Here is a 25,223-nt window from a genome sequence, read left to right on the forward strand (position 1 = left end):
GGGCGGGGCAGTGGCTGAAATCAAGTCTCATGAATTCGAGACTTTCCTGCAGAAATCGGCGGGGAATTACCGGATTTTCGTCATTTACGGGCCGGACCGCGGTCTGGTTTCCGAACGGGCCGGCCAGATCGCCGGCAAGACCGGCGTCGCGCTCGATGATCCTTTCTCGATGACCAAACTCGATATCGGCGATCTGCAAAAGGATCCCGGACGGTTGCTTGACGAGGCTCAGTCTATCGGGCTGTTCGGCGGCGAGAAACTCATCTGGATCCGCGGTGCCGCCAACGAGAAATACCTCGTCGACTCGCTGGCGGTGCTGGCTGAAAAACCGCTCGAAGCCGCCCACCTGATCGTCGAGGCCGGCGATCTGAAAAAAGGATCCCTGCTTCGCAAGACTGCGGAAGCCATGCGATCCATCATGACGATCCCCTCCTACGCCGACGACAGCCGCGCTCTGAACGGCTTGATCGACGCTGAACTCGGGGCGGAGAAGCTTGGTATTACCCCGGCGGCCCGTCAGGCGCTGATTGCACTGATCGGCGGTGATCGCATCGCTTCTCGTAACGAAGTGCGCAAGCTCGCCCTCTATTGCAGCGGCCTCAACACGGTTGAGGAACATCACGTAACCGAAATAATTGGCGACGCCAGCGCGATATCCGTCGATGACGCCGTCGATGCTATCCTCGGCGGTGATCTCCACGGTTTCCTACATGCCATGCAAAAGATCAGCAGTTCAAAAACCGCGATCTTTCTGGTGCTGCAGGCCTGTCTGAAGCAATTCCAGCTTCTGGACATGATGCGCGCTGAAATGGAAGAAAAAAGGGTACAGGCGCCTCAGGTCATGCAGACGATGGGTCGGCATCTGCATTTTCGTCGCAAGCCGATCATCGAGCAGGCACTACGCCACTGGTCGGCGGAAAACATTGCGCGTGAATCCAATCGCCTGCAAGCGGCGATCCTCCAGAGTCGGCGGCGACAGGTGCTGGAAGACAGCGTTGCAATGCAAACACTTCTCTCCACCACCCTTCAATCCGGCCGCAGATCCGCGTAATCATCGCCTTTCCAGCAGGCGGCAGACTTCCTCGAGCTGTTCCAGCGACTTGTAAGCAATCTTGATCTGGCCGCCGCCGGATTTATGATTGATTGAAACCTCAAGCCCAAGAGCATCAGAAAGCGTTCGTTCGAGCGCCAGCGTATCCGAATCCTTCTGATCACGACGCAAGGCCGGCTGCTGCGGCTCCGATTGCGCCTTGATATTGTTCTGCGCCAACTTCTCGGCATCACGCACCGACATGCCCTTGGCGACGATGGTGCGGGCAAGGCTTGCCGGGTCGGGTGTCGAAACAAGCGCGCGTGCATGTCCGGCCGAAAGGCTGCCGGCAGCAAGAAGATCGCGAACCGGATCGGGCAATTTCAGCAAACGCAACGAGTTGGCGACATGACTGCGGCTTTTGCCGATGATCTCGCCAAGATCATTTTGGGTATAGCCATACTCGGCGATCAGCTGCTCATAGCCCAATGCCTCTTCGAGAGGATTGAGATCGGCTCGCTGCACGTTTTCGACAATCGCAATCTCAAGCGCGGTCTTGTCGTCAACGTCCCGAATAATGACGGGGATTTCAATCAGGCCGGCGAGCTGAGCTGCACGCCAGCGCCGTTCACCGGCTATGATTTCATATCGGTCTTGCGACATCGTCCGCACCACGATCGGCTGAACGATGCCGTGCTGGCGGATGGAACTCGCAAGGTCGTGCAGTTCGGTGTCGTCGAAGAAACGGCGCGGGTTGCGTGGGTTACGGCTGACGAATTCGATCGGAATCATCCGGTCGGCGCTGACGGTGCGTTCAGCTTCGACCGGAACAGGCTGATCCATTTCACCAATCAGTGCTGCAAGGCCGCGACCCAGTCGTCTTTTCGATACGTCGTCATTCATATTCTACACTCACCTATACCCCGGAAATGATCTTACGCGGCCAGTCTCTGGCGCTCACGCTGAATGACCTCGGAGGCCAGTTGCAGATAGGCCTGGCTACCCGCACATTTCAGATCATAGAGAATAGCAGGCTTGCCGTAGGATGGCGCCTCGGATACCCGGACGTTACGGGGGATTAACGTATGATAAACCTTTTCCCCTAGATGGGTCCGCACATCATTGACCACCTGCTGGGCCAAATTGTTACGCGCATCGAACATCGTCAAAACGATGCCCTGGATGTCCAGCCGCGGATTTACTGTCCGCCGAATCTGACTGACGGTCTCGAGCAGCTGGCTCAGCCCCTCCAGCGCAAAGAATTCGCATTGCAGCGGCACCAGCACCGAATGGGCGGCCGCCATGGCATTCATCGTCAGCAGATTGAAAGAGGGCGGGCAATCCAGAAGAATATAGGAGAATGCCATAGCCTCGGGAGAGGACAGTGCCTTCCGCAATCTAAACACCCGATCGCTCTGCTGCGAGATCTCCATCTCGATGCCGAGCAGATCCATGGTCGAAGGAACGATGAAGAGGTTGGGAACGGCTGTCTCCAGCGTCACGTCGCCGATCCCGCGTTCGCCGACCATCAGGTCATAGGAGGAGAGCTTGCGATCACGACGGTCGATACCCAGGCCGGTGCTCGCATTGCCCTGCGGATCCAGATCGATGATCAGGACACGCTCGCCGATGGCGGCCAGCGCCGTTGCCAGATTGATTGCAGTGGTCGTCTTGCCAACGCCACCTTTCTGATTTGCGATGGTTATTATCCGATGTCGTTCGCCAGCCATTGCTGCAATATCCGATCTGTTAAACCAAGCGCCGGAGATTGGATACTTCCAAAATCACGGATTCCTGCTCGACGGCGCTCTCATGTTCTATCAGATCGAATTCCCACCGACCACGGGCTTCGGCAATTTCTCTCAGGTAATCCCGGCCTTTGTGAAAAAACCCCCGGCAATTTTCCTTGCCAAGCATCCAGGGGGCTGTATAGGCGATCAACCCATCAAGATCGGCAAGGGCTCGCGCTGAGATCGCTTCGCAATCGCCGATCTCCGCATAGGCGTCTTCGATTCGAGTGGCGTGTACGCTTCCCCGTGCATTCGTCTCTCGTAGCGCCGTTCGCAAGAACGCAGCCTTTTTGTGGTTGCTTTCGACAAGATGCACCCAACCGTCTTGCAGCTCTGCCAGGAAGATGGCGGTAATCACACCGGGAAAGCCGCCGCCACTGCCGAGATCGACCCAGGTGACAGGCCGCGGGCAGATCTGAAAAATCTGACTGCTATCAGCGATATGGCGGCGCCACAGTGCATCGAGCGTCGACGGCGCCACCAAGTTGATCGTTTTGGCCCATTTTTGAAACAGTGTCGCAAAATGTTGAAGTCGTTCCTGTGTTTCACGTGAAACACGCAAACCGTTCAATTCCATTCTCACAGACTCTCACATCTTGTATCAGGCGCTTTGGCGTTCGAATCCCTGCTGCCGACGCAAGTGCACCAGCAACAGCGCAATGGCGGCGGGGGTCATGCCCTCGACAATCGCCGCCTGGGCAACGTTGAACGGGCGAGCAGCATTGAGCTTAGCCTTAAGTTCATTGGAAAGCCCGGAGAGAGCGTCATAATTGAAATCCGCCGGGATCCGCCGCTCCTCGTCGCGCTGCTGGTCGGCAATCGCCGCCGCTTGCCGATCGAGGTAAACCGAGTAACCCGCCTCAATCTCCAACGCCTCCATGACTTTTGGCCGGAGCCCACCCAACTCTTCCGGCCAAACCTGTCGAAGTGCGGCGAAATCATAGGCCGGATAGGACAAGAGATCGTAGGCCGTCCGGCGCTGGCCATCGAGGTTGATGTTCAGGCCCGCCCGTCGCGCCTGGTTGGGCGTCACCGTCAGCGCCATCAGTTGGGCGCGGCCAGCGTCAATCTCGGCCTGATAGGCCGTGAATCGCTCGGCGCGCTCGGCGCCCACACATCCAAGCTCCATTGCCAGCGGTGTCAGCCGCGCGTCCGCGTTGTCGGCGCGCAAAGTCAGGCGGTATTCCGCACGCGAGGTAAACATTCGATACGGCTCCGTAACGCCACGCGACGTCAGGTCGTCGATCATCACGCCAATATAGGAGCTTGTACGGCTGAAATGGAACGGTTCCGAATCGGAACTGCGTAGTGCGGCATTCAATCCAGCTGCCAGTCCCTGGGCCGCGGCCTCCTCATAGCCGGTGGTGCCATTAATCTGGCCCGCGAGGAACAGACCTCTCAGTCGCTTGACCTCAAGCGATGGGGTAAGCTCTCTTGGATCGACATGGTCATATTCGATGGCATAACCCGGCTGCAGTATCTTGGCAGATTCGAGGCCCGGAATGGTCTTGATGAAAGCAGCTTGAACTTCGGCCGGCAGCGACGTCGAAATGCCGTTTGGATAAACCGTGTCGTCATCCAGTCCCTCAGGCTCAAGAAAGACCTGATGCCCGTCGCGTTCTCCGAATTTCACCAGCTTATCTTCGATGGACGGGCAGTAGCGCGGCCCGACGCCTTCGATCTGGCCGGAATACATCGCCGAGCGCTTGATATTCTCGATAATGATGCGGTGTGTCGCCTCGGTCGTCCTGGTAACGCCGCATTCAACCTGCCGCGTGGTGATGGAATTCGTCATGAGGGAAAAGGGCACAAGTTCCTCATCCGCACCCTGTCGGCCGACGGAGTCCCAGTCGATCGTCTTGCCATCAAGCCGGGCCGGCGTTCCGGTCTTCAACCGTCCCAGCCGCAGCCCCAACCGCGCCAGGGTGGCGGACAGGCCGATCGACGGAGCTTCGCCGACACGACCAGCAGGCGTCTTTGCAGCGCCGATATGAATAAGGCCGCGCAGGAAGGTGCCGGTTGTCAAGACCACCGCCGGCGCCTGAAGCCGTCGACCGTCTTTCATGATGACGCCAGCAACACGGCCATCGAGCACATCGAGATCAAATGCGTCGCCCTCGATAATGTCCAAGCCTGGCATTGCTTCGATTGCGGCGAGCATCGCCAGCCGGTAAAGCTTTCGGTCTGCCTGGGTCCGTGGACCCCGCACAGCGGCGCCCTTTTTGCGGTTCAGCATTCTGAACTGGATGCCGGCAACATCGGCAACCCGGCCCATCAGGCCATCCATCGCGTCGATCTCACGAACCAGATGTCCCTTTCCGAGCCCGCCGATCGCCGGATTGCAGGACATGACCCCGATCGTGTCTCGTCTGTGAGTAACCAGCGCAGTTTTCGCACCGAGGCGCGCAGCCGCACTGGCTGCCTCGGCCCCTGCATGGCCGCCGCCGATGACGATCACATCATAGCCACTATCGGTCATATCAAAACTCCAAAACAGCAGGGTTTCACGTGAACCTGAGAGGCGCCGCCGGAAAAGGTTTCACGTGAATCACTTGCCGATGCAAAACTCCGAGAAGATCACGTCGAGCAGCTGTTCGACATCCACCCGCCCGGTAATTCTCCCCAGGTATTCAGCCGCAAGCCGAAGCTGTTCGGTGCGCAGTTCAAGATCTGCGTCAATCTCCGAGATTGCCGCGTCGAGCGCCGCCAAACATTTCGTCAGCGAATCCTTGTGCCGCTGCCGGCTGGGGATGGCCAGAGACAGGCCACTGAAACGCTCGGCGACAATGCCCCCGATTAGCTGGCGCAACTCCGACAGACCGTCACCGGTCAGCGTCGAAATCTGCAGGTCATAGCGATCCGAACCAGTTTCAATGAGATCCTTCTTCGTTCCGACAGTAACATGGGGCAAAGTCTGCTCCAAGTCGCCGGGAATCAACGGATTGCTCATGTCGACCAATAGCAGCGCAAGATCGGCATCACGAAGCGCAACACGCGCGCGTCGCACGCCCTCCATTTCCACCCGGTCGTCCACCTGGCGCAGACCGGCGGTGTCATAGAGTTTGACAAGATAGCCGTCAATATCGAGATCGACTTGCAGCACATCACGGGTCGTTCCGGCAATGTCCGTGACGATTGCGACGTCACGCCGGGCCAGAGCGTTCAGCAGGCTCGATTTTCCGGCATTCGGAGCGCCGGCGATCACCACTTTAAAGCCGTCCCTGATGATTTCGCCCGCCGAGGCCGATTTGAGATGAAGGCCAATATCGTCACGAAGCCGCTTCATGTCGGTCCAGACCATATCCGAGACGGAACCTGGAACGTCGTCTTCGTCGGGGAAATCAAACTCAGCCTCGATCAGGGCCCGAGCACGGGTTAATCGTTCCGCCCACGAATCGTAAATTGCCGAGACACCGCCGGCACTCTGCTCCACGGCAAGACGACGCTGCATTTCTGTTTCGGCGCCGATCAGGTCGGCGAGCCCCTCAACCTCGACAAGATCAAGCTTGCCGTTTTCAAAGGCCCGCCGCGAAAACTCGCCTTCGTTGGCCATACGAACACCTGGAATATCGCCGAGTTCGGAGAACAATGCCGCCAGCACGGCCTTACTGCCGTGGATCTGCAACTCGGCCACATCCTCGCCGGTGAAGGAGTGCGGGGCGGGAAAAAACAGCACCAAGCCGTTGTCGATCGGCTGGCTGTTACGATTCCGAATCGTTCTGTAGGAAGCCGATCGGTCCGCCGGCACGGATCCCGCCAGCCGGGCCAATATATCTCTGGTCAGCGGACCGCTGACGCGGACGACTGAAACACCCGAGGGCGGAGCACCGCTCGAAAGCGCATAGATGGTATCATTCAACATGGCCATGCGTCCGGTTTTCAGTTCGAGTCCGAATCGATTCCCTCAAACAAAAAGCTGGCGACATCGAGACGATGCGCCAGCTCTCACAATCGGAATCCGGCTAAGGATTAGGTATTCATCGAATCGAAGAAGTCCGAATTGTTTTTCGTCTGTTTGAGTTTGTCGATCAGGAATTCGATCGCATCGGTGGTGCCCATAGGCGCAAGAATACGGCGTAGAACGAAGATCTTCTGCAGATCCTGGCGCGGAACAAGAAGGTCCTCCTTGCGTGTGCCGGACTTCAGAATATCCATCGCCGGGAAGATGCGCTTATCGGCAACCTTGCGGTCAAGGACGATTTCGGAGTTGCCGGTACCCTTGAACTCTTCAAAGATGACTTCGTCCATGCGGCTGCCCGTATCGATCAACGCGGTAGCGATGATCGTCAGAGAACCGCCTTCCTCGATGTTGCGCGCGGCGCCGAAGAAGCGCTTCGGCCGCTGCAGCGCGTTGGCATCGACGCCACCTGTCAGAACCTTGCCGGAGGAGGGAACGACCGTGTTATAGGCGCGGCCCAGACGTGTAATCGAATCGAGCAGGATGACGACATCGCGCCCGTGCTCAACCAGACGCTTTGCTTTTTCGATGACCATTTCGGCCACCTGGACGTGACGCACCGCCGGTTCGTCGAAGGTCGAGGAGATAACCTCGCCGCGGACCGAGCGCTGCATATCGGTCACTTCCTCGGGACGTTCGTCGATCAGGAGAACGATGAGATAACATTCCGGATGGTTGGCCGTGATCGAGTGCGCGATGTTCTGGAGAAGCACGGTCTTACCGGTCCGCGGCGGCGCGACGATCAGTCCGCGTTGGCCCTTGCCGAGCGGCGCCACGAGGTCGATCACACGCGGCGACAGATCCTTGGAGGTCGGGATCTCGAGTTCCATCTTGAAGCGCTCGTTCGGGTAGAGCGGCGTCAGGTTGTCGAAATGAACCTTGTGACGAATCTTTTCCGGATCGTCAAAATTGATGGTGTTGACCTTCAGCAGCGCGAAATAACGCTCGCCTTCCTTTGGCCCGCGGATCGGTCCCTCGACCGTGTCGCCGGTTTTCAGCGAGAAACGGCGGATCTGCGACGGCGAGATGTAGATGTCGTCGGGACCGGGCAGGTAGTTTGCGTTCGCCGAACGCAGAAAGCCGAAACCGTCCTGCAGCACCTCGACGACCCCTTCGCCGATGATTTCCACATCCTGGCTGGCAAGCATTTTGAGGATCGCAAACATCAGCTCCTGCTTACGCATCGTGCTTGCATTCTCGACCTCGAGCGATTCGGCGAAAGCCAGAAGATCCGTCGGGGATTTGCTCTTAAGTTCCTGAAGCTTCATTTCAGCCATGAAGTGACCAATACTCTTTTCAATTTCGAAGGGGAAAGGCGATGTTGGGTCGTATTCGGTACTGCGAAAGGGGCTCGCAGACGACTGAAATCTACACACATGCCACGTAGATGAGATGCGCGGAAAATAGCGACTCGTTATCGCCGCCGCAAGGGGGCTGCTTAAAATGAAGCAAATTTAACCTGAGAGAGGATTTCTCGTCAGAACGGCTTCACCACGACGAGGATCACGATCGCGATCATCAGCAATGTCGGCGCCTCGTTCATGAACCGCCAGTAGCGCGCAGAACGGCGATTTTCATCCCGCTCGAACGCCCGCACGGCGCTGCTGAAGAACATATGGATCGCGGTCAGCAGCACCACCAGACCGATCTTCGCATGCAGCCAGCCGCCCTGGAACCCGTAGACCGACCAGGCGAGATAGAGACCGAAGATCCAGGTCAGCATCATCGCCGGCGTCATGATGATGCGAAGCAGCCGGCGCTCCATCACCTTGAAGGTTTCCGACTGCACCGAGCCTGGTTCGGCCTCCGTATGATAGATGAACAACCGCGGCATATAGAACAGCCCTGCCATCCAGGAGATGACGGCGATGATATGAAGCGCCTTGATCCAGAGATAGAGGTTGTCGGGATTCCAGGCGAAAAGCCCGACCGCCATCAGCGCGAAGAAGGACAGGGCAAAATGCGCGCGGCGCCGGGCGTAAGCGCCAGCTCTGCGGTCCGTCTCTTTTTCCATCGTCACGCCCGGGGCATCCGTAAACCCCGCACGCGCTCGACCAGCAAACGCACCTGTTCGGGGTCGGCTTGCGGCGTGATGCCGTGGCCGAGATTGAAGATCAGCGGTCCATTGCCGAGATGATGAAGAATATCGTCGATACCCTCTTCCAGCGCCAGGCCGCCGGCAACGACGCGCATCGGATCGAGATTGCCCTGAACCGGACCATCCTTCTGAAGATCGGCGGCAAAGGCCAACGGAACGGACCAGTCTAGACCGATCGCATCCGTTCCAGTCTTCTGGCGATAGGTCTTCAGCTGGTATCCCGCACCCTTGGCGAAGGCGATAATGCGCGCCTGCGGCCGTCGCGCCTTGATCGAGGCGATCATCCGTGCAACCGGCTTGACAGCGAAGGCGTCGAACTCTTTCTCACCGAGAACACCCGCCCAGGAATCGAAAATCTGCACGGCATCGGCGCCGGCATCGATCTGCGCCACCAGATAATCGGCCGAAACGTCGGCAAGCAGCATCAGCAGATGCTCGAAGGCGCGGGGATGTTTGTAGGCGAAGAGACGGGCAGGGGCCTGATCCGCGGTGCCATGGCCGGCGATCATGTACGTCGCAACCGTCCAAGGCGCGCCGCAGAAACCAAGCAGAGCCGTTTCTTCAGGCAATTCGTGCCGCAACCGCCGCACCGTTTCCAGAACCGGTCTGAGATAATCGACAACGTCGTCGCCACTCAATCTGCCGATGCCCGCTTCATCGATTGGATCCATCTCCGGTCCGTGACCTTCAGTGAAACGAACATTCCGCTTCATCGCGTCGGGAATGACGAGGATGTCGGAAAATAGGATCGCTGCATCGAAGCCATAGCGGCGGATTGGCTGCAAGGTCACTTCGACGGCGTAATCGGGCGTGTAGCAGAGATCGAGGAAACTGCCGGCCTTTGCCCGAGTCTCCCTGTATTCCGGCAGATAGCGTCCAGCCTGTCTCATCAGCCAGAGAGGAGGAGGGAAAACGCATTCGCCGTCGAGAACCCTCATGATCTTTCGCCGCGTATCGCTCAAGCGCGTCTTCCCTATAAAAAATCAAAGATATTTTAAAAGGTTTCTATTTCTTAGAGTCGGTGTCTATCAAGGATTAAAATCCATCCACTGCCGATGCCATTTGTCGCGTGTTCGAAGAGAAACTCGAAAGAATTTCTCCATTCCCGTCAATTTCCGGGGAAAATCTGAATCCGAAAGCGATTCCAGATCCTTGCCGGGAGACGTGTTTTTTCGCGCCTGTGGATAGGCTGTGGGTGGCTGGACGACAAGTTGATTTCATCCCCAGCCTCCACAGGAGCGATCGAAACCGGTTAGCAAAATTCGAAATGTGGATAAGCAGGCATGTTTTCCCTTGCTCGAGGCAGCCTAGCCGCCTTAGCTCTCCATCATCCAGTCTTTTCAACAGGCAGCGGAAAATAACGTGGAGAACAGAACGAACTTCTTTCATCTGCACCTGATTTCTGACTCGACCGGAGAGACTCTCATCTCCGCCGGCCGCGCCGCTTCGGCGCAGTTCAGATCCGCTCAGCCGATCGAGCATGTCTATCCGCTGATCCGCAATCGCAAACAACTGCTGCCGGTTCTTCAGGCGATCGATGATGCGCCCGGGATCGTGCTCTACACGATTGTCGACCGCGATCTGGCGAGCCTGATCGACGAACGCTGCGTCGAGATGGGGGTCGCTTCCGTCAATGTCTTGGAGCCGGTCATGAACGCGTTCCAGATCTATCTCGGCGCCCCGTCCCGCCGCCGGGTCGGCGCCCAGCATGTGATGAATGCCGGTTACTTCGCACGCATCGAGGCGTTGAACTTCACCATGGATCATGACGACGGCCAGATGCCGGATGACTACAATGATGCCGATGTCGTCATCATCGGGATCAGCCGGACATCGAAGACGCCGACCAGCATCTATCTCGCCAATCGCGGTATCAAGACCGCGAATATTCCGATCGTCTACGGCGTACCCTTGCCGGAGAGCCTGCTCGCAGCAACAAAACCGCTGATCGTCTGCCTGATCGCCACCACCGACCGCATTTCCCAGGTCCGGGAAAATCGCGTGCTCGGGACGACGCAAGGTTTCGACCGGGAGCACTATACCGATCGAGCCACGATCTCGGAGGAGCTGAAATATGCCCGCTCCCTCTGCGCCCGCCACGGATGGCCGCTGATCGACGTTACTCGCCGCTCAATCGAGGAAACGGCGGCCGCCATTGTTGCCCTCCGCCCGAAGCTGCGCTAAGCGCAGACGAAAAGCCGGGAGTGGGAGAATCCATGACACCGAAACTCATCCTTGCATCGTCAAGCCCTTTTCGGCGAATGCTGATGGAAAATGCCGGTCTCTCCTTTGAGGCACATCCCGCTGAGATCGACGAAAGGGCGGTTGAGGCGCCGCTGGAAAAAGCCGCTGCGAAGCCGGATACCGTCGCCTGCATCCTGGCCAAGGCTAAAGCCGAAGACGTCAGCACCCGTTTTCCCGAGAGCCTCGTCATCGGTTCGGATCAGACGATGTCGCTCGGCGACCGCGTTTTCCACAAACCGAAGGACATGGCCGACGCAGCGAACCATCTTCGCGCCCTGTCGGGCACGACCCATCGGCTGAACAGCGCCATCGCTATCGTCCGCGGCGGCGCCGTTTTGTGGGAGTATGTCGGCCATGCGGAACTGACGATGCGACCCTTGACGGAAGATTTCATCGCCAGGCACTTGGCGCGGGTCGGCGAACGTGCGCTCTCCAGCGTCGGCGCCTACCAGCTGGAAGGCGAGGGCATTCAACTCTTCGAGAAGATCGAGGGCGACTATTTCACCATACTGGGGTTGCCGATGCTTCCGCTCCTGAGAAAATTGCGAGAATTCGGAACGATCGATGGATGATTCACGTGAAACACTGGGGCCGAACGCGTTTGTCACGGGCTTTCCCGTCAAGCATTCACGCTCGCCGCTGATCCATGGATACTGGCTGAAGAGACTTGGCCTGCCGGGCAGCTACTGCGCCCACGAGGTGGCGCCGGATGCCTTTCCGTATTTCATTGCCTCGCTGAAGGACGGCAGTTCCGGTTTTATCGGAGGCAATGTCACCATCCCCCACAAGGAACTTGCCTTCCGGCTCGCCGACAAGCCGGACGATCTGGCGCATGAGCTCGGTGCCTCGAATACGCTCTGGTTGGAGAATGGCCTCCTGCACGCCACCAATACCGACGGTCGCGGCTTCACCGCCAATCTCGACGAGCGCCATCCCGGCTGGGACCGTCATGATACGGCCGTGGTCTTCGGCGCCGGCGGCGCAAGCCGGGCGATCATTCAGGCGGTCCGCGATCGTGGCTTCAGGGAAATCCATGTCGTCAACCGCACCGTCGAACGCGCGCGCGAACTGGCCGATCGCTTCGGCCCGAGAATTCGAGCCCATCCGGTGGGCGCGCTTGCCGACGTCATGCATGGCGCTGGCCTCTTCATCAACACGACCTCGCTCGGCATGGATGGCGAAGCGGCGCCGTTGATCGATTTTGCGCCGCTTGCAGCAGATGCCGTCGTCACCGATATCGTCTACGTCCCCTTGAAGACACCGATCCTGAGACAGGCGGAAGAGCAGGGACTGTCGGTCGTCGATGGTCTCGGCATGCTGCTGCACCAGGCTGTTCCCGGTTTCGAAAAATGGTTCGGCGAGCGCCCTGTGGTTGATGCGGCACTGCGAGCTCTGATCATTGCTGACATGGAAGCGCACTGATGCTGAAGATCGGACTCACGGGCTCAATCGGAATGGGCAAGTCGACGGTCGGCAAACTCTTTGCCGAAGCGGGAATCCCCTTGAACGATTCCGACGCTGTGGTCCACGATCTCTACTCCGGGGAGGCAGCGCCGTTGGTGAACGCCGCTTTTCCCGGCACGATGACGGATGGAGCAGTCGACCGGCATGAGCTAGGCCGCCAGCTCGCGCTTGATCCCGAAGGCTTTAAACGTCTCGAAGCGATCGTTCATCCGCTGGTTCGCAAACGGGAAACGGAATTTCTGGCGCGACAGCAGGCCGCCGGCGCTGAAATGGTGCTGCTCGATATTCCGCTGCTCTTCGAAACCGGCGCCTGGGAAAGAGTGGATGTCATCGTCGTCGTCAGCACCGATCCACAGATTCAGCGTCAGCGGGTGCTTGCACGCGACGACATGACCGAAGAAAAATTCGATATGATTCTCGCTCGCCAGACCCCGGATGCGGAAAAACGACGCCGCGCCGATTATCTGGTCGACACCAGCCACAGCATTGCCGAGACGCGGGCGCAGGTGCTTGAGATCATCGCCGAACTGAAAATGCGGATTGCCAAGGGAGATTTCCGGAATGCGTGAGATCATCTTCGATACGGAAACCACCGGCCTCGATAACCGCGCCGACCGTATCATCGAAATCGGCGGCATCGAGCTCTTCAACCATTTTCCGACCGGCAACACGCTGCATATCTACATCAATCCGGGAGACCAGAAGGTCCATCCGGATGCACTTGCGGTACACGGCATCACCGATGAATTCCTGAAGGACAAGAAGCCTTTCGCCGCGGTGGCCGACGAAATCCTCGCCTTCTTCGGCGACGGCAAGTGGATTGCTCATAACGCGACCTTCGATATGGGCTTCATCAACGCCGAATTCGCGCGCATTGGTTTGCCGCCAATCCTGCCGGACAAGGTGGTCGATACGCTGTCGATGGCGCGGCGCAAGCACCCGATGGGACCGAACTCGCTCGACGCCCTTTGCCGGCGTTACGGCATCGACAACTCGCACCGTACCAAACACGGCGCGCTGCTCGACTCCGAACTATTGGCCGAAGTCTATATCGAGATGATCGGCGGCAGACAGGCAGCGTTCGGCCTGAGCATATCGGGTCAACCCGGCCAGGCGGCCCGCGGTGAAATGGCGATGGAAGACGATATGGCGTTTGCTGCGGCGCTCGAACGCCCTCGTCCGCTTGGCTCCCGCCTCAGTCAGTCCGAAGCACAGGCGCATGAGGCGCTGGTCGCCAAGCTCGGCGAAAAGGGCATCTGGGCGAAATACGCCAGCTCGAATTGAAAATGCCCGGGACCGGCCCGGGCATCCGCATGTCAGAATCATAAGAATTCGATCAGTTCGGAACGGCCTGAACCTTGGCGCGGGCCTGTTCTTCGGCAACGCGCTGAGCGAACATCTGCGTGAAGTCGATTGGGTCGATCATCAACGGCGGGAAGCCGCCATTGCGGGTCACGTCGGCGATGATCTGACGGGCGAAGGGGAAGAGCATGCGCGGGCACTCGATGAAGAGTACCGGCAGCATGTGCTCCTGCGGGAAGCCGGCAACGCGGAAGACGCCGCCATAGACGAGTTCGGTGTGGAACACCGTCTTGTCGCCGTCCTTGGCTTCGGCATTCAGCGACAGCACGACATCGAAATCCGTGTCGGAAAGCGGGTTGGCGTTGACGTTCACATTGATGTTGATCGTCGGCGCCTTGTCGCGGGCCTGCAGAGAACGCGGCGCACCCGGATTTTCGAAGGAGAGGTCCTTGGTATATTGCGCAAGGATCGAAAGAGTGGGGTTCGTCGCACCGTTGCTGTTGTTATCGTCTGCCATTGGCTTTTCCTCGAAGGGCATGGGAATGGTGCCGCCATCTAACATTTCGGGGAGGGGCTTACAACCCTGGGCGCAAGCCGCACCCTATCGCCGGCAAAGCCTCAGTCACCGAGATGTTTGCCGGACCATGGCGAGTTCCGGTTCGGCTCTCTATGATAGTCCTCCTCGTCGAGATCGACCACCTTTGAATTCGGGTTGCGATCGCGGAAACCAGGTTTCGGGCCAGCGCCAAAGCCGCCCTTGGCGTTGACGACGACGAAGCGTTTGGCGATCGATCGCCAGACGAAATCCCGCAGCGGCGGAATGAGAATGAGGATGGCGATGATATCCGTGAGGAAGCCGGGAATGATCAGGAGCAGCGCGGCAATGACCGTCATCGCCGGCTTCAGCAGATCGCGTCCGGGCATGACGCCGTTCCGTCCTTCGCTCGACATGCGCCGCAGGATACCGATCCCCTGCCGGCGCAGCAAGACCACGCCGAGGAGGAAGCTCGCCATGACGAGCGCAAGCGTCAGCGCCAGGCCGATCGCCCGACCGACGACGACGAAGCCGGCAATTTCGCCAAGCGGTAGCAACAGAATGAAAGCCGGCAGAATTGAAAAACGCATGGTCGTCATGTCCCGGGCTTACCGGTCTCCTCGTGGCGCCGGCGAAGATGCCAGCCATGATTTGAATCATCTGTATAGGCGGACTATATGGGAGTACAAATCAGAGATGTTAACGGCGGTTGCGACAGGATATGAGTTCGAACGACTTCATCACATTATTCTTCCTGGTGGCGGCGGTGCTGATTTTCTTTCAGCTCCGTTCCGTGCTCGGGCGCCGCACTGGCAATGAGAAGCCGCCGCGCGATCTCTATAGCCCGCGCGATGCGGCTCCGCCCGAGGCCGCTGATGCCGGTAAGGTCGTGACCCTCCCGCGCCGTGATGCGACAGCCGACGATGAGGATCGCTTCTCCGCCATCGACGCCTTTGCCGCACCGGGGACACCGCTCAACGAATCGCTGCGCGCCCTGAACAAGGCCGATCCTTCCTTCAGCCCGAAGGAGTTTCTGAACGGCGCCCGCATGGCCTACGAAATGGTCGTCATGGCCTATGCCGATGGTGACCGCAAAACGCTGAAGAGCCTTTTGTCCCGCGAGGTCTATGACGGGTTCGAGGCGGCCATCGCCGAGCGTGAAACCCGGGGCGAGAAGGTCAAGTCCACCTTCGTCGGTATCGACAAGGCCGAAATCACCCATGCCGAGACGAAGGGCAGCGAAGCACAGATCACCGTGCGCATCGTCAGCCAGCTGATATCGGCGACTTACGACAAGGCGGATGTCCTGATCGAGGGCGACGCCGAAAACGTCGCCGAGGTCAACGACCTCTGGACCTTCGCCCGCGACACCCGCTCGCGCGATCCGAACTGGAAACTTGTGGCGACCGAATCGGAACATGAGTGATCAGGCATCGGACTTCGTCCTGCAAGCCATCAGCTTCGATCGTTTGGAAGGCTGGAAGGATGATGATCCCTCCGGCCTTTTTGAAGTGATGCGACACTGCCGGCGGCAGATCACCGACGTCAAACCCTACCGCACCGGGTCGCTCGGCCTGAGCGCGGAGGACTTGCTTCCGCTTCTGATGGACGCTGAAAATTTTACGCCGTCGTCGCCGGCAGCGGCGCGCACTTTTTTCGAAACGCGTTGCCTGCCCTTTCTGATCCGCCGCAAGGACGGCAAGTCCGGTTTCGTCACCGCCTTTTACGAGCCGGAGATCGAGGTATCGGATCGGCCAAACGAGGTTTTCCGTTTTCCCTTCCACAGCCGTCCGAACGATCTGATCGATCTCGATGACGGCAATCGTCCGGCCGAATTGGATGGATCCTATGCTTTCGGCCGACTGCATGACGACGGCCGCATTGGCGCTTATCCGGATCGCCGCGAGATCGATCAGGGCTTTCTCGACGGCCGCGGCCTCGAAATCGCCTGGGCGAAATCGAAGGTCGATGTTTTCTTCGTCCACGTGCAGGGCGCCGCGCGCCTGCGTTATCGAGACGGGCGTATCGGCCGTATCACTTACGCGGCAAAAGCAGGGCATCCCTTCTCGGCAATCGGCAAGCTCTTGATCGACCGCGGTGAAATCGACCGTGGCGAGATTTCCATGCAGTCGATCCGCGCCTGGCTAGCCCGCAATTCCGAGCGGGTGGATGAGGTTCTATGGCATAACCGCTCTTATATTTTCTTCCGCGAAACGCCCTCGCGGGCTATCAGCCTGCGAACCGCTGATACTGAGGCCGGTCCGATCGCCGCCGCCAAGGTGCCGCTTCTCGCCGGGCGCTCGCTTGCGGTCGACCGGCTGATCCATACCTTCGGTTTCCCCTTTTTCATCCGCGCCGACAGCCTCACTCATCTTGATCATGGCCGCCCCTTCCGCCGGCTGATGCTGGCGCTCGATACAGGCTCGGCGATCGTCGGGCCTGCGCGCGGCGATATCTTTACCGGTTCGGGGGACTTGGCCGGAGAACGCGCCGGCACCGTCCGAAACGATGCCGATTTCGTCATCCTCATCCCCAACGCCGCCGCCGGACGTTTCAACTGATGGCCAGGGATCGCAAGCTCAGCGCCGATGAGAGGATTCTGTGGGGCAAGGTTGCCCGCAGCACGCGGCCGATGCCCGGCAAGGCGAACGAGTTGACCGAGCTTGACGCTTTTCTTGCCGAAACCGAAGCGGCAGCCGAACGGCAGACAGCCGAAAAGCAGACCTCCGTTTCGCCGACGGCGGCACAGCCGGCCCCACCGTCGACGCCGAGACAGCCGGCTAAGGTGCACCATCCGCTGGAAAGGCCGGTCAAGCGCAAGATCGCCAAGGGCCGTCTGGCGCTCGAGGCGCGCATCGATCTGCATGGCCTGGTGCAGAGCGAGGCCCATGTCATCCTCCTCGATTTTTTGATCCGCGCCCATGAGCGCGGCATGCGCCATGTGCTTGTCATCACCGGCAAGGGCAGCTCCCTGGGCAGCGAAGGTGCATTGAAGCGGGCCGTCCCCCTGTGGTTCTCGAAGCCCGAATTCCGCTACCTGATCTCCTCCTACGAGTCCGCCGCGCAGCATCATGGCGGCGACGGCGCGCTCTATATTCGCCTGTCGCGGCGGCATGGGCAAAAGCCATGACTCCCTTCGGAGAGGCGGTTCGCAGGCTGAGAGCCCGCAAGGGCGTCTCGCAGAAGGAGATGGCCGAAGCGCTGAACGTCTCCCCCGCCTATCTCTCGGCGCTCGAACATGGCAAGCGCGGCCTGCCGACATTCGACCTGCTGCAGCGCATCGCCGGCTATTTCAACATCATCTGGGACGAGGCCGAGGAACTGTTCCTGCTTGCCCGTTCCTCCAACCCCCGCGTCGTCATCGACACGTCGGGCCTGCCGCCGGAATATACCGAATTCGCCAACCGGCTGGCCCGGCGGATCCGCAGCCTTGACAGTGCAGAGATAGGCCGGCTATCGGCTGTTCTCGAAAATGACGGCAAAGGCGACGGAAAAGCGTCATAATCCCCTGTTTTATGGCTTGTTCAGGGGACTTGCCATTGGGAACCGGGCTCAAAAAACCTATATACGAGAGTGAAGAAAGCCGGTGATTCGCAGGGCGCGCCGCCGCTTTACGACAACAGGGAAAATCTCGACAGAATGAGCGATACATCCGCGACGGAAAACGGCGTAAGCAGCGAATATGGCGCAGATTCCATCAAGGTCCTGAAGGGCCTCGACGCCGTGCGCAAGCGCCCCGGCATGTATATCGGCGACACTGACGATGGCTCCGGCCTCCACCACATGGTCTATGAAGTTGTCGACAACGCGATCGACGAAGCGCTTGCCGGTCATGCCGACATCGTCACCGTCACTCTCAATCCGGATGGTTCGGTAACGGTCACCGACAACGGCCGCGGCATCCCGACCGACATCCATAGCGGCGAAGGCGTGTCGGCAGCGGAAGTCATCATGACGCAGCTGCATGCCGGCGGCAAATTCGACCAGAATTCCTACAAGGTCTCCGGCGGTCTGCACGGCGTCGGTGTTTCCGTCGTCAACGCGCTCTCGGTCTGGCTGAAGCTGAAGATCCGCCGCCATGGCAAGATCCATGAAATGAGCTTCACTCATGGCGTCGCCGATGCTCCGCTGAAGGTCACGGGCGATGCCCCCGATTCGACCGGTACGGAAGTCAGCTTCATGCCGAGCAGCGAAACCTTCACCATGACCGAATTCGATTACGGGACGCTGGAGCACCGCCTGCGTGAACTCGCATTTCTGAATTCCGGCGTCCGTATTCTCCTGGCCGACAAGCGTCATTCCGATATCAAGCAGGAGGAAATGCGCTATGACGGCGGCCTCGAGGCCTTCGTCTCTTATCTCGACCGCGCCAAGAAGCCGCTCGTCGACAAGCCGGTCGCCATCCGCGGCGAAAAGGACGGCATCACCGTCGAAGTGGCGATGTGGTGGAACGACAGCTATCACGAGAACGTGCTCTGCTTCACCAACAACATTCCCCAGCGCGACGGCGGCACCCATATGGCCGGTTTCCGCGCGGCCTTGACCCGTCAGGTGGTTTCCTATGCCGACAATTCCGGCATCACCAAAAAGGAAAAGGTGACGCTGCAGGGGGAAGACTGCCGCGAGGGTCTGACGGCAGTTCTGTCGGTCAAGGTGCCCGATCCGAAATTCTCGTCGCAGACGAAGGACAAGCTTGTTTCCTCGGAAGTCCGCCCTGTCGTCGAAAGCCTCGTCAACGAGGCGCTGAACACCTGGTTCGAAGAACATCCGAGCGAAGCCAAGATCCTCGTCGGCAAGGTCGTCGAGGCGGCAGCCGCGCGCGAAGCGGCCCGCAAGGCCCGTGAATTGACCCGCCGCAAGGGTGCGCTCGATATCGCCTCGCTACCGGGCAAGCTCGCCGACTGCTCCGAACGCGACCCGGCCAAATCCGAAGTCTTCCTGGTCGAGGGCGATTCCGCCGGCGGCTCGGCCAAGCAGGGCCGGTCGCGCGAAAACCAGGCGATCCTGCCGCTGCGCGGCAAGATCCTGAATGTGGAACGGGCCCGTTTCGACAAGATGCTCTCCAGCCAGGAAATCGGCACGCTGATTACCGCGCTCGGCACCGGTATCGGCAAGGACGAGTTCAACGCCGAAAAGCTGCGTTATCACAAGATCATCATCATGACGGACGCCGATGTCGACGGCGCCCACATCCGTACCCTGCTGCTCACCTTCTTCTTCCGCCAGATGCCGGAACTGATCGAGCGCGGCCATCTCTACATCGCCCAGCCACCGCTCTATAAGGTCGCACGCGGCAAATCGGTGCAGTATCTGAAGGATGAGAAGGCGCTCGAGGAATATCTCATCGCCCAGGGTCTCGAAGATGCAGCGTTGAGGCTCGGCAGCGGCGAGGTCCGCACCGGCCAGGACCTGCGCGAAGTTATCCTCGATGCGCTGCGCATGCGCGCTTTGCTCGACAATCTCCATTCGCGCTACAATCGCGCCGTCGTCGAACAGGCGGCGATCGCCGGCGCGCTCAATGCCGAGCTCGTCAGCGATCAGGCAAGAGCGCAGGCATTGGCGAGCGAGGTCGCAAGCCGCCTCGACATCATCGCCGAAGAGACTGAGCGCGGCTGGCAGGGCGACCTGGCGAGCGATGGCGGCCTGCGCCTCGAGCGCATGGTCCGCGGCGTCAAGGAAGTGGTCGTGCTCGACATGGCGTTGATCGGCTCCTCCGATGCCCGTCACATCGACCAGCTGACCGCGCGCCTCAAGGAAATCTACCAGACACCGCCGTCGCTGCACCGGCGCGAAGGCGACATCGAGATTTCAGGGCCGCGCGCCCTGCTCGACGCGATCTTCGCCAGCGGCCGCAAGGGTCTCAGCATGCAGCGCTACAAGGGTCTCGGTGAGATGAATGCCGAGCAACTCTGGGAAACGACGCTCGATCCGAATGTCCGTTCGCTGCTGCAGGTCAAGGTTGCCGACGCCACCGATGCCGATGGGCTCTTTGCCCGCCTGATGGGGGACGAAGTCGAGCCACGGCGCGAATTCATCCAGGACAATGCGCTAAGCGTCGCAAACCTCGATATCTGATCGATATGCCTTCAACAAAAAGCCCCGCCGTCGCAGGACGGCGGGGCTTTCGCTTATTCTGATGTCGCTCAGTTGGCTAGGAAATGGCCGTTAAAGGCGAGATCGGAGAGCGGCTTGCGCTGGCTCGGGATTTCGCGCGCCTGATTGCGTTCTGAAAGGACGCGCTTGTCGGCCAGACGGCCGACGGCAACGCCTGCTTCGACCCGGTAGCCCTCGGGGATATCGAACGTTTTTTTGATGTCCTCATGTTTGATGCCGCCCATGCCATGGGCATAGAAGCCGGAAAGGCGCGCCTGCAGCGCCAGATATCCCCAGGCTGCACCGGCGTCGAAGGAATGGGTGTAGCTCGGCTTTTCCTCGCCGGATCCGGCAACGCCGGTGAAGCTGCGTGAGACGACGAAGATCAGCGCCGATGCGTTCTTCGCCCATTCCTGATTGGCATCGACAAGCAGTGCGACGAATTTCTCCCAATGCTCCGAGCCCTTGAGGGCATAGATGAAGCGCCAGGGCTGCTGGTTGGAAGAGGACGGCGCCCAATGGGCGGCTTCGAGCAGGCTGAGCAGCTGTGCCTCCTCGATGATTTCGCCGGTAAGGGCGCGCGGCGACCAACGGTCGAGAAACATCGGATCGATCGGATATTGGGATTCGCGGTTATTGCTCTGCGTCATGCTTGTTCCAGGGTTGGGACATAAAAATCGTTGAGGTCAATCGGTCCAGACGATGTCGAGTTCCTCGCGGAAGGCGAAACGCTTCAGATGAGCGTCGATCACGCTTTGCATCCCTGCCTGCTGGTCGGGATCGGCAACGGAAAGCGTCATGGTGAGCGCCGCATCGTCGGCGGCGAATATCACCTCGGCGCTATCGCTGAACGGCACCCGGCCCTTATGAGGATCGAAATCGACGCTGAACTTGTGGCTCCAGTGTTTGCAGAGCTGCTGCAGGTACCGGCTCGCATGTTCGGTGCGTACGACGGCCTTGGAGAGGTGCATGTCGAACTCCATCTCGTGTTGGACGACAGCATGTCGCACCAAAATGTGCAGCGGTTTTGCGATAACGACATGCGTAAAACAAGGACCTAAAGCGCGGGCCAAGCGAATCTGAAAGATCGTGACGCGCTTAGAGCCAAGTCATATTTCCTGCTTCGCCGGCTTGGCAAGCGCAGCATCGTCGCAGTTGCGTGGACGGACTGTCTCCATAAAAGCGGCCTTACGCGTGCGCCGAAGCAGGGTAATGGACTGCTTCAATCGATCGGTTGGAGAAGTGCGCATGCTGGTGAACGGAAAATGGACGGAAGACTGGCAGCCCGTTCAGGCGAAGGATGAAAAAGGCGGCTTCGTCAGGCAGGTTTCGAGTTTCCGCAATTGGGTGACGCCGGATGGCAGCGCCGGGCCGACAGGCGAGGGCGGTTTTGAAGCCAGCCTCGGCCGCTACCATCTCTACGTCGCCTATATCTGCCCCTGGGCCTCTCGCACCCTGGTCGGCCGTAAGCTCAAGGGCCTGGAAGAGGTCATTTCCGTCTCCGTCGTCGAACCGGTGCTGACGAAGCAGGGCTGGCGCTTCGGCGACTATCCAGGTGCAACGCCGGATCATGTCAATGGCATGAGCTACATGCATGAAATTTACACGAGGGCAGCGCCCGGCTTCACCGGGCGCGCCACCGTCCCGGTTCTCTGGGACAAGCAGAGGCAGACCATCGTCAACAATGAATCTGCCGATATCCTGCGCATGCTGAACAGCGGCTTCGGTGAACTGGCGAAAAATCCGATCGATCTTTATCCCATCGAAAGGCGCGCCGAGATCGACGCTTTCAACGAACGTATTTATCCCGCCCTCAACAACGGGGTCTATCGCGCCGGTTTTGCCACGACCCAGATCGCCTATGAGGAAGCCTTCGCCGATGTCTTCTCCTGCCTCGATTGGATCGAGCCGAAATTCGAAGGCAGGTCTTTCCTCTTCGCGGATCACCCCACGGAAAGCGATATCCGCCTTTTCGTGACGCTGGTGCGCTTCGACGTCGCCTATCACGGCATCTTCAAATGCAATCTGCGCCGGCTTTCGGACTATGCCAATCTGCGCACCTTCTGCCCGCGCATGCTGGATTGGCCGGGCATTGCCGACACGGTGAATCTCGACCACATCAAGCGCGGCTACTACTCGGTCGAAAGCCTGAACCCGGCGAAAATCGTTCCTGCCGGTCCGGATCTCTCCGAAATTTTCTAGTAACGCCGTACCGCTTCCGGGCAAAGCCGTAATGACACCGATGAATAATTCGTTCATAGGTGGCTGCAAATTCGTTTTCGATGAGGAGGCATTCCATGAAGCTGATGCGTGTTGGCGAAGCAGGTCGGGAAAAACCGGCGCTTCTCGATGCCGATGGCAAGATCCGCGATCTCTCGGCGCATGTCGCCGACATCGGCGGCGAGGCAATCTCGCCGGCCGGCCTTGCAAGGATCGCCGCGCTCGATCCGAAGAGCCTGCCGGAACTTGCCTCCGGCCGGATCGGAGCCTGCGTAGCCGGCACGGGCAAATTCATCTGCATTGGCCTCAATTTCTCCGACCATGCCGCCGAAACCGGCGCCACCGTGCCGCCCGAGCCGGTCATCTTCATGAAGGCGACCTCGGCGATCGTTGGCCCGAACGACACCGTGCTGATCCCGCGCGGTTCCGAAAAGACCGATTGGGAAGTCGAGCTCGGCGTCGTCATCGGCAAAACGGCGAAATATGTCAGTGAAGCCGAGGCGCTCGACTACGTCGCCGGCTACTGTGTGTCCCACGACGTGTCCGAACGCGCCTTCCAGACCGAGCGCGCCGGCCAGTGGACCAAGGGCAAGTCCTGCGACACTTTCGGCCCGATCGGCCCCTGGCTGGTCACCAAGGATGAGATCGCCGATCCCCAGAACCTCGGCATGTGGTTGAAGGTTAACGGCCAGACGATGCAGAACGGTTCGTCCAAGACCATGGTTTATGGCGTCGCCCACGTCGTTTCCTATCTCAGCCAGTTCATGTCGCTGCATCCGGGCGATGTCATCTCGACGGGGACACCGCCCGGCGTCGGCATGGGCATGAAGCCGCCGCGCTTCCTCAGGGACGGCGATGTCGTCGAGCTTGGCATCGAAGGGCTCGGCAGTCAGAAGCAGAGCTTCGTTGCGGATCGTTAACGACGCTACTTCAGCGGAACCTTAAGTTTTCCGTCTACGTGATGCCGGAGATCAACTCTCCGGCATTTCCTGTGCAGCTTCGGGACGCCCATGTTGCTGTGCAACAGAAACCTGTTAGTCTGCGTTACGTGCCAGCGTGCGGAAAGAGCTCGATGTCTATCAACCGGCGTCATCTTTTCGATAGATGAAAGGCAGCGCCTTCTATGTTCTATCAGCTTTATGAATTGAATCATGCCGCTATGGCGCCGTTTCGCGCCGCAGCGGACATCATGCGATTTGCCTATGCCAATCCGCTGAACCCGTTCTCTCACACACCCTTCGGCCGGGCGATGGCGGCAAGCCTCGAAATGTTCGAGCGCACGACGCGTCGCTACGGAAAGCCGGAATTCGGGTTGAAGCAGACGACGATCGGCGCGCAGACGGTTTCCGTCCGCGAGGAGGTCGTCTGGTCGAGATCCTTCTGCAATCTCCTGCATTTCGCACGGAACGTTCCGCCCGGCCGGGCCAGCGATCCCCGTATCCTGATCGTCGCGCCGATGTCCGGCCACTATGCGACGCTCTTGCGCGGTACGGTCGAGGCGCTGCTGCCGAGCGCCGATGTCTACATCACCGATTGGATCGACGCCCGCATGGTGCCGATGACGGAAGGCAGGTTCGATTTCGACGATTATGTCGATTACGTCATCGAGATGCTGCATTTCCTCGGTCACGACACCCATGTCATCGCCGTCTGTCAGCCCTCCGTTCCGGTGCTCGCTGCAGCCGCGGTAATGGAGGAAGCCAACGATCCGCTCTCGCCGTCCTCGATGACGCTGATGGGCGGCCCGATCGACACGCGCATCAACCCGACGGCGGTCAACAAGCTCGCCCAGGAGCGGTCGCTGCAGTGGTTTTCCGACAATGTCATCATGGACGTTCCTTGGCCGCAGCCGGGCTTCATGCGCCCTGTCTATCCGGGCTTCCTGCAGCTGTCGGGCTTCATGTCGATGAACCTCGATCGCCACCTCGTCGCCCACAAGGAATTCTTCATGCATCTCGTGAAGAACGACGGCGAGCCGGAAAAACATCGCGATTTCTACGACGAATATCTTGCCGTCATGGATCTGACCGCCGAATTCTATCTGCAGACGGTCGAGCAGGTCTTTATGAAGCATTCGCTGCCGAAGGGCGAGTTGATGCATCGCGGCAAGCGCGTCGACCCGGCCGCGATCCGCAACGTCGCGCTGCTGACCGTCGAGGGCGAGAATGACGACATTTCAGGCGTCGGCCAGACCAGGGCGGCCCAGACCATCTGTGTCAACATTCCTGAAGACATGCGCATGCACTATCTTCAGCCGGATGTCGGCCATTACGGCGTTTTCAACGGCTCGCGCTTCCGTCGCGAGATCGCGCCGCGCATCGTCGATTTCGTCCGCCAGCATTCCCGCGCCGCCGTCAAGCCGCGGGTGCCGCGTGTGATCAAGGGCGGACGGACAGCGTGATTCAGCGACGTCTGAATTAGCAACGCCGATTCAAGGCTTTGTCCGATTTCGCCGGCAATCGTCTTGAAGGCGGTTCTTGCGGTTACCA

The 25,223-nt window shown here is 59.5% G+C and carries 26 protein-coding genes; 14 read left to right on the plus strand and 12 right to left on the minus strand.

What is annotated here, in order from left to right:
- Positions 1-10 precede the first annotated feature (10 nt).
- The gene (gene holA, locus NL154_RS21000; RefSeq protein WP_221146290.1) at positions 11-1,051 is read left to right on the plus strand and encodes a DNA polymerase III subunit delta; all 1,041 of its coding nucleotides are present in this window, start codon (positions 11-13) and stop codon (positions 1,049-1,051) included.
- Here the strand turns inward: holA and NL154_RS21005 are convergent, their stop codons facing one another.
- From NL154_RS21005 to hemE, 8 genes are all read right to left on the minus strand, one after another.
- On the minus strand, positions 1,052-1,933 hold the full coding sequence (locus tag NL154_RS21005) for a ParB/RepB/Spo0J family partition protein (protein ID WP_210632787.1): 882 nt from the start codon (positions 1,931-1,933) through the stop codon (positions 1,052-1,054).
- Between the two features lie 32 nt (positions 1,934-1,965).
- A complete protein-coding gene (locus NL154_RS21010) occupies positions 1,966-2,760 on the minus strand; it encodes a ParA family protein (RefSeq protein WP_210632788.1) in 795 nt (264 codons plus the stop codon).
- A gap of 19 nt (positions 2,761-2,779) precedes the next feature.
- On the minus strand, positions 2,780-3,397 hold the full coding sequence (gene rsmG, locus NL154_RS21015; protein WP_210632789.1) for a 16S rRNA (guanine(527)-N(7))-methyltransferase RsmG: 618 nt from the start codon (positions 3,395-3,397) through the stop codon (positions 2,780-2,782).
- A gap of 24 nt (positions 3,398-3,421) precedes the next feature.
- Positions 3,422-5,299 carry a tRNA uridine-5-carboxymethylaminomethyl(34) synthesis enzyme MnmG gene (gene mnmG / locus NL154_RS21020; protein ID WP_210632790.1) on the minus strand — a complete coding sequence of 626 codons (1,878 nt, stop codon included), beginning with the start codon at positions 5,297-5,299 and terminating at the stop codon, positions 3,422-3,424.
- Positions 5,300-5,368: 69 nt separating this feature from the next.
- On the minus strand, positions 5,369-6,688 hold the full coding sequence (mnmE, locus tag NL154_RS21025) for a tRNA uridine-5-carboxymethylaminomethyl(34) synthesis GTPase MnmE (protein WP_434733298.1): 1,320 nt from the start codon (positions 6,686-6,688) through the stop codon (positions 5,369-5,371).
- Between the two features lie 101 nt (positions 6,689-6,789).
- Positions 6,790-8,055 (minus strand): transcription termination factor Rho, encoded by a 1,266-nt coding sequence (gene rho, locus NL154_RS21030; RefSeq protein ID WP_003589536.1) that lies wholly within the window; start codon positions 8,053-8,055, stop codon positions 6,790-6,792.
- A 200-nt stretch (positions 8,056-8,255) separates the two neighbouring features.
- Positions 8,256-8,792, minus strand: a complete 537-nt coding sequence (gene hemJ, locus NL154_RS21035; protein WP_210633054.1) for a protoporphyrinogen oxidase HemJ — start codon at positions 8,790-8,792, stop codon at positions 8,256-8,258.
- 2 nt (positions 8,793-8,794) lie between these two features.
- On the minus strand, positions 8,795-9,838 hold the full coding sequence (gene hemE / locus NL154_RS21040) for a uroporphyrinogen decarboxylase (RefSeq protein WP_210632792.1): 1,044 nt from the start codon (positions 9,836-9,838) through the stop codon (positions 8,795-8,797).
- Positions 9,839-10,238: 400 nt separating this feature from the next.
- Between hemE and NL154_RS21045 the strand changes: the two genes are divergently transcribed.
- From NL154_RS21045 to dnaQ, 5 genes are read left to right on the plus strand one after another with little or no spacing between them, the layout of a single operon-like run.
- Positions 10,239-11,060, plus strand: coding sequence for a pyruvate, water dikinase regulatory protein (locus NL154_RS21045; protein ID WP_210632793.1), 822 nt, complete (start codon positions 10,239-10,241; stop codon positions 11,058-11,060).
- A 32-nt stretch (positions 11,061-11,092) separates the two neighbouring features.
- A complete protein-coding gene (locus tag NL154_RS21050) occupies positions 11,093-11,692 on the plus strand; it encodes a Maf-like protein (protein WP_210632794.1) in 600 nt (199 codons plus the stop codon).
- Positions 11,685-12,542: a shikimate dehydrogenase gene (locus tag NL154_RS21055; protein WP_210632795.1), complete on the plus strand. Its 858-nt coding sequence runs from the start codon at positions 11,685-11,687 to the stop codon at positions 12,540-12,542. Before NL154_RS21050 ends, NL154_RS21055 begins: the two co-directional genes overlap by 8 nt.
- A complete protein-coding gene (gene coaE, locus NL154_RS21060) occupies positions 12,542-13,153 on the plus strand; it encodes a dephospho-CoA kinase (protein ID WP_210632796.1) in 612 nt (203 codons plus the stop codon). The genes NL154_RS21055 and coaE overlap by 1 nt, the downstream gene beginning before the upstream one ends.
- Positions 13,146-13,868 carry a DNA polymerase III subunit epsilon gene (gene dnaQ / locus NL154_RS21065; RefSeq protein WP_210632797.1) on the plus strand — a complete coding sequence of 241 codons (723 nt, stop codon included), beginning with the start codon at positions 13,146-13,148 and terminating at the stop codon, positions 13,866-13,868. Before coaE ends, dnaQ begins: the two co-directional genes overlap by 8 nt.
- 52 nt (positions 13,869-13,920) lie before the next feature.
- On the opposite strand, the gene secB is transcribed toward dnaQ, so the two are convergent.
- Both secB and NL154_RS21075 read right to left on the minus strand, forming a co-directional pair.
- A complete protein-coding gene (secB, locus tag NL154_RS21070; protein WP_011423412.1) occupies positions 13,921-14,403 on the minus strand; it encodes a protein-export chaperone SecB in 483 nt (160 codons plus the stop codon).
- Positions 14,404-14,504: 101 nt separating this feature from the next.
- Entirely contained in the window at positions 14,505-15,011 is a 507-nt protein-coding gene (locus NL154_RS21075) for an FxsA family protein (RefSeq protein ID WP_282615116.1), read from the minus strand.
- Between the two features lie 131 nt (positions 15,012-15,142).
- Here NL154_RS21075 and NL154_RS21080 point away from each other — a divergent pair, with 131 nt between their 5' ends.
- From NL154_RS21080 to gyrB, 5 genes are all read left to right on the plus strand, one after another.
- Entirely contained in the window at positions 15,143-15,847 is a 705-nt protein-coding gene (locus NL154_RS21080) for a Tim44/TimA family putative adaptor protein (protein ID WP_210632799.1), read from the plus strand.
- The gene (gene mltA / locus NL154_RS21085) at positions 15,840-16,982 is read left to right on the plus strand and encodes a murein transglycosylase A (protein WP_434733299.1); all 1,143 of its coding nucleotides are present in this window, start codon (positions 15,840-15,842) and stop codon (positions 16,980-16,982) included. The genes NL154_RS21080 and mltA overlap by 8 nt, the downstream gene beginning before the upstream one ends.
- On the plus strand, positions 16,982-17,551 hold the full coding sequence (locus tag NL154_RS21090; protein ID WP_434733300.1) for a Smr/MutS family protein: 570 nt from the start codon (positions 16,982-16,984) through the stop codon (positions 17,549-17,551). Before mltA ends, NL154_RS21090 begins: the two co-directional genes overlap by 1 nt.
- Positions 17,548-17,925, plus strand: coding sequence for a helix-turn-helix domain-containing protein (locus tag NL154_RS21095; RefSeq protein ID WP_210632802.1), 378 nt, complete (start codon positions 17,548-17,550; stop codon positions 17,923-17,925). The genes NL154_RS21090 and NL154_RS21095 overlap by 4 nt, the downstream gene beginning before the upstream one ends.
- A 135-nt stretch (positions 17,926-18,060) precedes the next feature.
- Positions 18,061-20,496 (plus strand): DNA topoisomerase (ATP-hydrolyzing) subunit B, encoded by a 2,436-nt coding sequence (gyrB, locus tag NL154_RS21100; protein ID WP_210632803.1) that lies wholly within the window; start codon positions 18,061-18,063, stop codon positions 20,494-20,496.
- A 68-nt stretch (positions 20,497-20,564) separates the two neighbouring features.
- Here gyrB and NL154_RS21105 read toward each other — a convergent pair whose 3' ends face one another.
- Positions 20,565-21,164 (minus strand): nitroreductase family protein, encoded by a 600-nt coding sequence (locus NL154_RS21105; protein WP_434733301.1) that lies wholly within the window; start codon positions 21,162-21,164, stop codon positions 20,565-20,567.
- A 36-nt stretch (positions 21,165-21,200) separates the two neighbouring features.
- Complete coding sequence (locus tag NL154_RS21110; protein ID WP_210632805.1) at positions 21,201-21,485, minus strand: DUF2218 domain-containing protein; 285 nt, start codon at positions 21,483-21,485, stop codon at positions 21,201-21,203.
- Positions 21,486-21,762: 277 nt separating this feature from the next.
- Here NL154_RS21110 and NL154_RS21115 point away from each other — a divergent pair, with 277 nt between their 5' ends.
- The 3 genes from NL154_RS21115 (at position 21,763) to NL154_RS21125 (ending at position 25,135) form a co-directional block, all read left to right on the plus strand.
- Positions 21,763-22,716 carry a glutathione S-transferase family protein gene (locus tag NL154_RS21115; RefSeq protein ID WP_434733302.1) on the plus strand — a complete coding sequence of 318 codons (954 nt, stop codon included), beginning with the start codon at positions 21,763-21,765 and terminating at the stop codon, positions 22,714-22,716.
- 95 nt (positions 22,717-22,811) lie between these two features.
- Complete coding sequence (locus tag NL154_RS21120) at positions 22,812-23,654, plus strand: fumarylacetoacetate hydrolase family protein (protein WP_210632807.1); 843 nt, start codon at positions 22,812-22,814, stop codon at positions 23,652-23,654.
- 203 nt (positions 23,655-23,857) lie between these two features.
- The gene (locus NL154_RS21125; protein ID WP_210632808.1) at positions 23,858-25,135 is read left to right on the plus strand and encodes a polyhydroxyalkanoate depolymerase; all 1,278 of its coding nucleotides are present in this window, start codon (positions 23,858-23,860) and stop codon (positions 25,133-25,135) included.
- The last annotated feature ends 88 nt before the right edge of the window (positions 25,136-25,223 follow it).

Source organism: Rhizobium sp. YTUHZ044, assembly GCF_051123975.1.
Lineage (GTDB): Bacteria > Pseudomonadota > Alphaproteobacteria > Rhizobiales > Rhizobiaceae > Rhizobium.

Excerpts from the sequence above, each read along its gene's own strand:
- NL154_RS21050 (WP_210632794.1), top strand. The coding sequence starts at position 11,093 with ATGACACCGAAACTCATCCTTGCATCGTCAAGCCCTTTTCGGCGAATG.
- NL154_RS21010 (WP_210632788.1), bottom strand. The coding sequence starts at position 2,760 with ATGGCTGGCGAACGACATCGGATAATAACCATCGCAAATCAGAAAGGT.
- NL154_RS21115 (WP_434733302.1), top strand. The coding sequence starts at position 21,763 with ATGCTGGTGAACGGAAAATGGACGGAAGACTGGCAGCCCGTTCAGGCG.
- secB (WP_011423412.1), bottom strand. The coding sequence starts at position 14,403 with ATGGCAGACGATAACAACAGCAACGGTGCGACGAACCCCACTCTTTCG.
- NL154_RS21005 (WP_210632787.1), bottom strand. The coding sequence starts at position 1,933 with ATGAATGACGACGTATCGAAAAGACGACTGGGTCGCGGCCTTGCAGCA.
- NL154_RS21095 (WP_210632802.1), top strand. The coding sequence starts at position 17,548 with ATGACTCCCTTCGGAGAGGCGGTTCGCAGGCTGAGAGCCCGCAAGGGC.
- mnmE (WP_434733298.1), bottom strand. The coding sequence starts at position 6,688 with ATGGCCATGTTGAATGATACCATCTATGCGCTTTCGAGCGGTGCTCCG.
- NL154_RS21120 (WP_210632807.1), top strand. The coding sequence starts at position 22,812 with ATGAAGCTGATGCGTGTTGGCGAAGCAGGTCGGGAAAAACCGGCGCTT.
- NL154_RS21110 (WP_210632805.1), bottom strand. The coding sequence starts at position 21,485 with ATGCACCTCTCCAAGGCCGTCGTACGCACCGAACATGCGAGCCGGTAC.
- NL154_RS21055 (WP_210632795.1), top strand. The coding sequence starts at position 11,685 with ATGGATGATTCACGTGAAACACTGGGGCCGAACGCGTTTGTCACGGGC.
- rsmG (WP_210632789.1), bottom strand. The coding sequence starts at position 3,397 with ATGGAATTGAACGGTTTGCGTGTTTCACGTGAAACACAGGAACGACTT.
- NL154_RS21090 (WP_434733300.1), top strand. The coding sequence starts at position 16,982 with ATGGCCAGGGATCGCAAGCTCAGCGCCGATGAGAGGATTCTGTGGGGC.
- NL154_RS21075 (WP_282615116.1), bottom strand. The coding sequence starts at position 15,011 with ATGCGTTTTTCAATTCTGCCGGCTTTCATTCTGTTGCTACCGCTTGGC.
- hemJ (WP_210633054.1), bottom strand. The coding sequence starts at position 8,792 with ATGGAAAAAGAGACGGACCGCAGAGCTGGCGCTTACGCCCGGCGCCGC.
- dnaQ (WP_210632797.1), top strand. The coding sequence starts at position 13,146 with ATGCGTGAGATCATCTTCGATACGGAAACCACCGGCCTCGATAACCGC.
- coaE (WP_210632796.1), top strand. The coding sequence starts at position 12,542 with ATGCTGAAGATCGGACTCACGGGCTCAATCGGAATGGGCAAGTCGACG.
- NL154_RS21105 (WP_434733301.1), bottom strand. The coding sequence starts at position 21,164 with ATGACGCAGAGCAATAACCGCGAATCCCAATATCCGATCGATCCGATG.
- NL154_RS21080 (WP_210632799.1), top strand. The coding sequence starts at position 15,143 with ATGAGTTCGAACGACTTCATCACATTATTCTTCCTGGTGGCGGCGGTG.
- mltA (WP_434733299.1), top strand. The coding sequence starts at position 15,840 with ATGAGTGATCAGGCATCGGACTTCGTCCTGCAAGCCATCAGCTTCGAT.
- gyrB (WP_210632803.1), top strand. The coding sequence starts at position 18,061 with ATGAGCGATACATCCGCGACGGAAAACGGCGTAAGCAGCGAATATGGC.
- rho (WP_003589536.1), bottom strand. The coding sequence starts at position 8,055 with ATGGCTGAAATGAAGCTTCAGGAACTTAAGAGCAAATCCCCGACGGAT.
- NL154_RS21125 (WP_210632808.1), top strand. The coding sequence starts at position 23,858 with ATGTTCTATCAGCTTTATGAATTGAATCATGCCGCTATGGCGCCGTTT.
- mnmG (WP_210632790.1), bottom strand. The coding sequence starts at position 5,299 with ATGACCGATAGTGGCTATGATGTGATCGTCATCGGCGGCGGCCATGCA.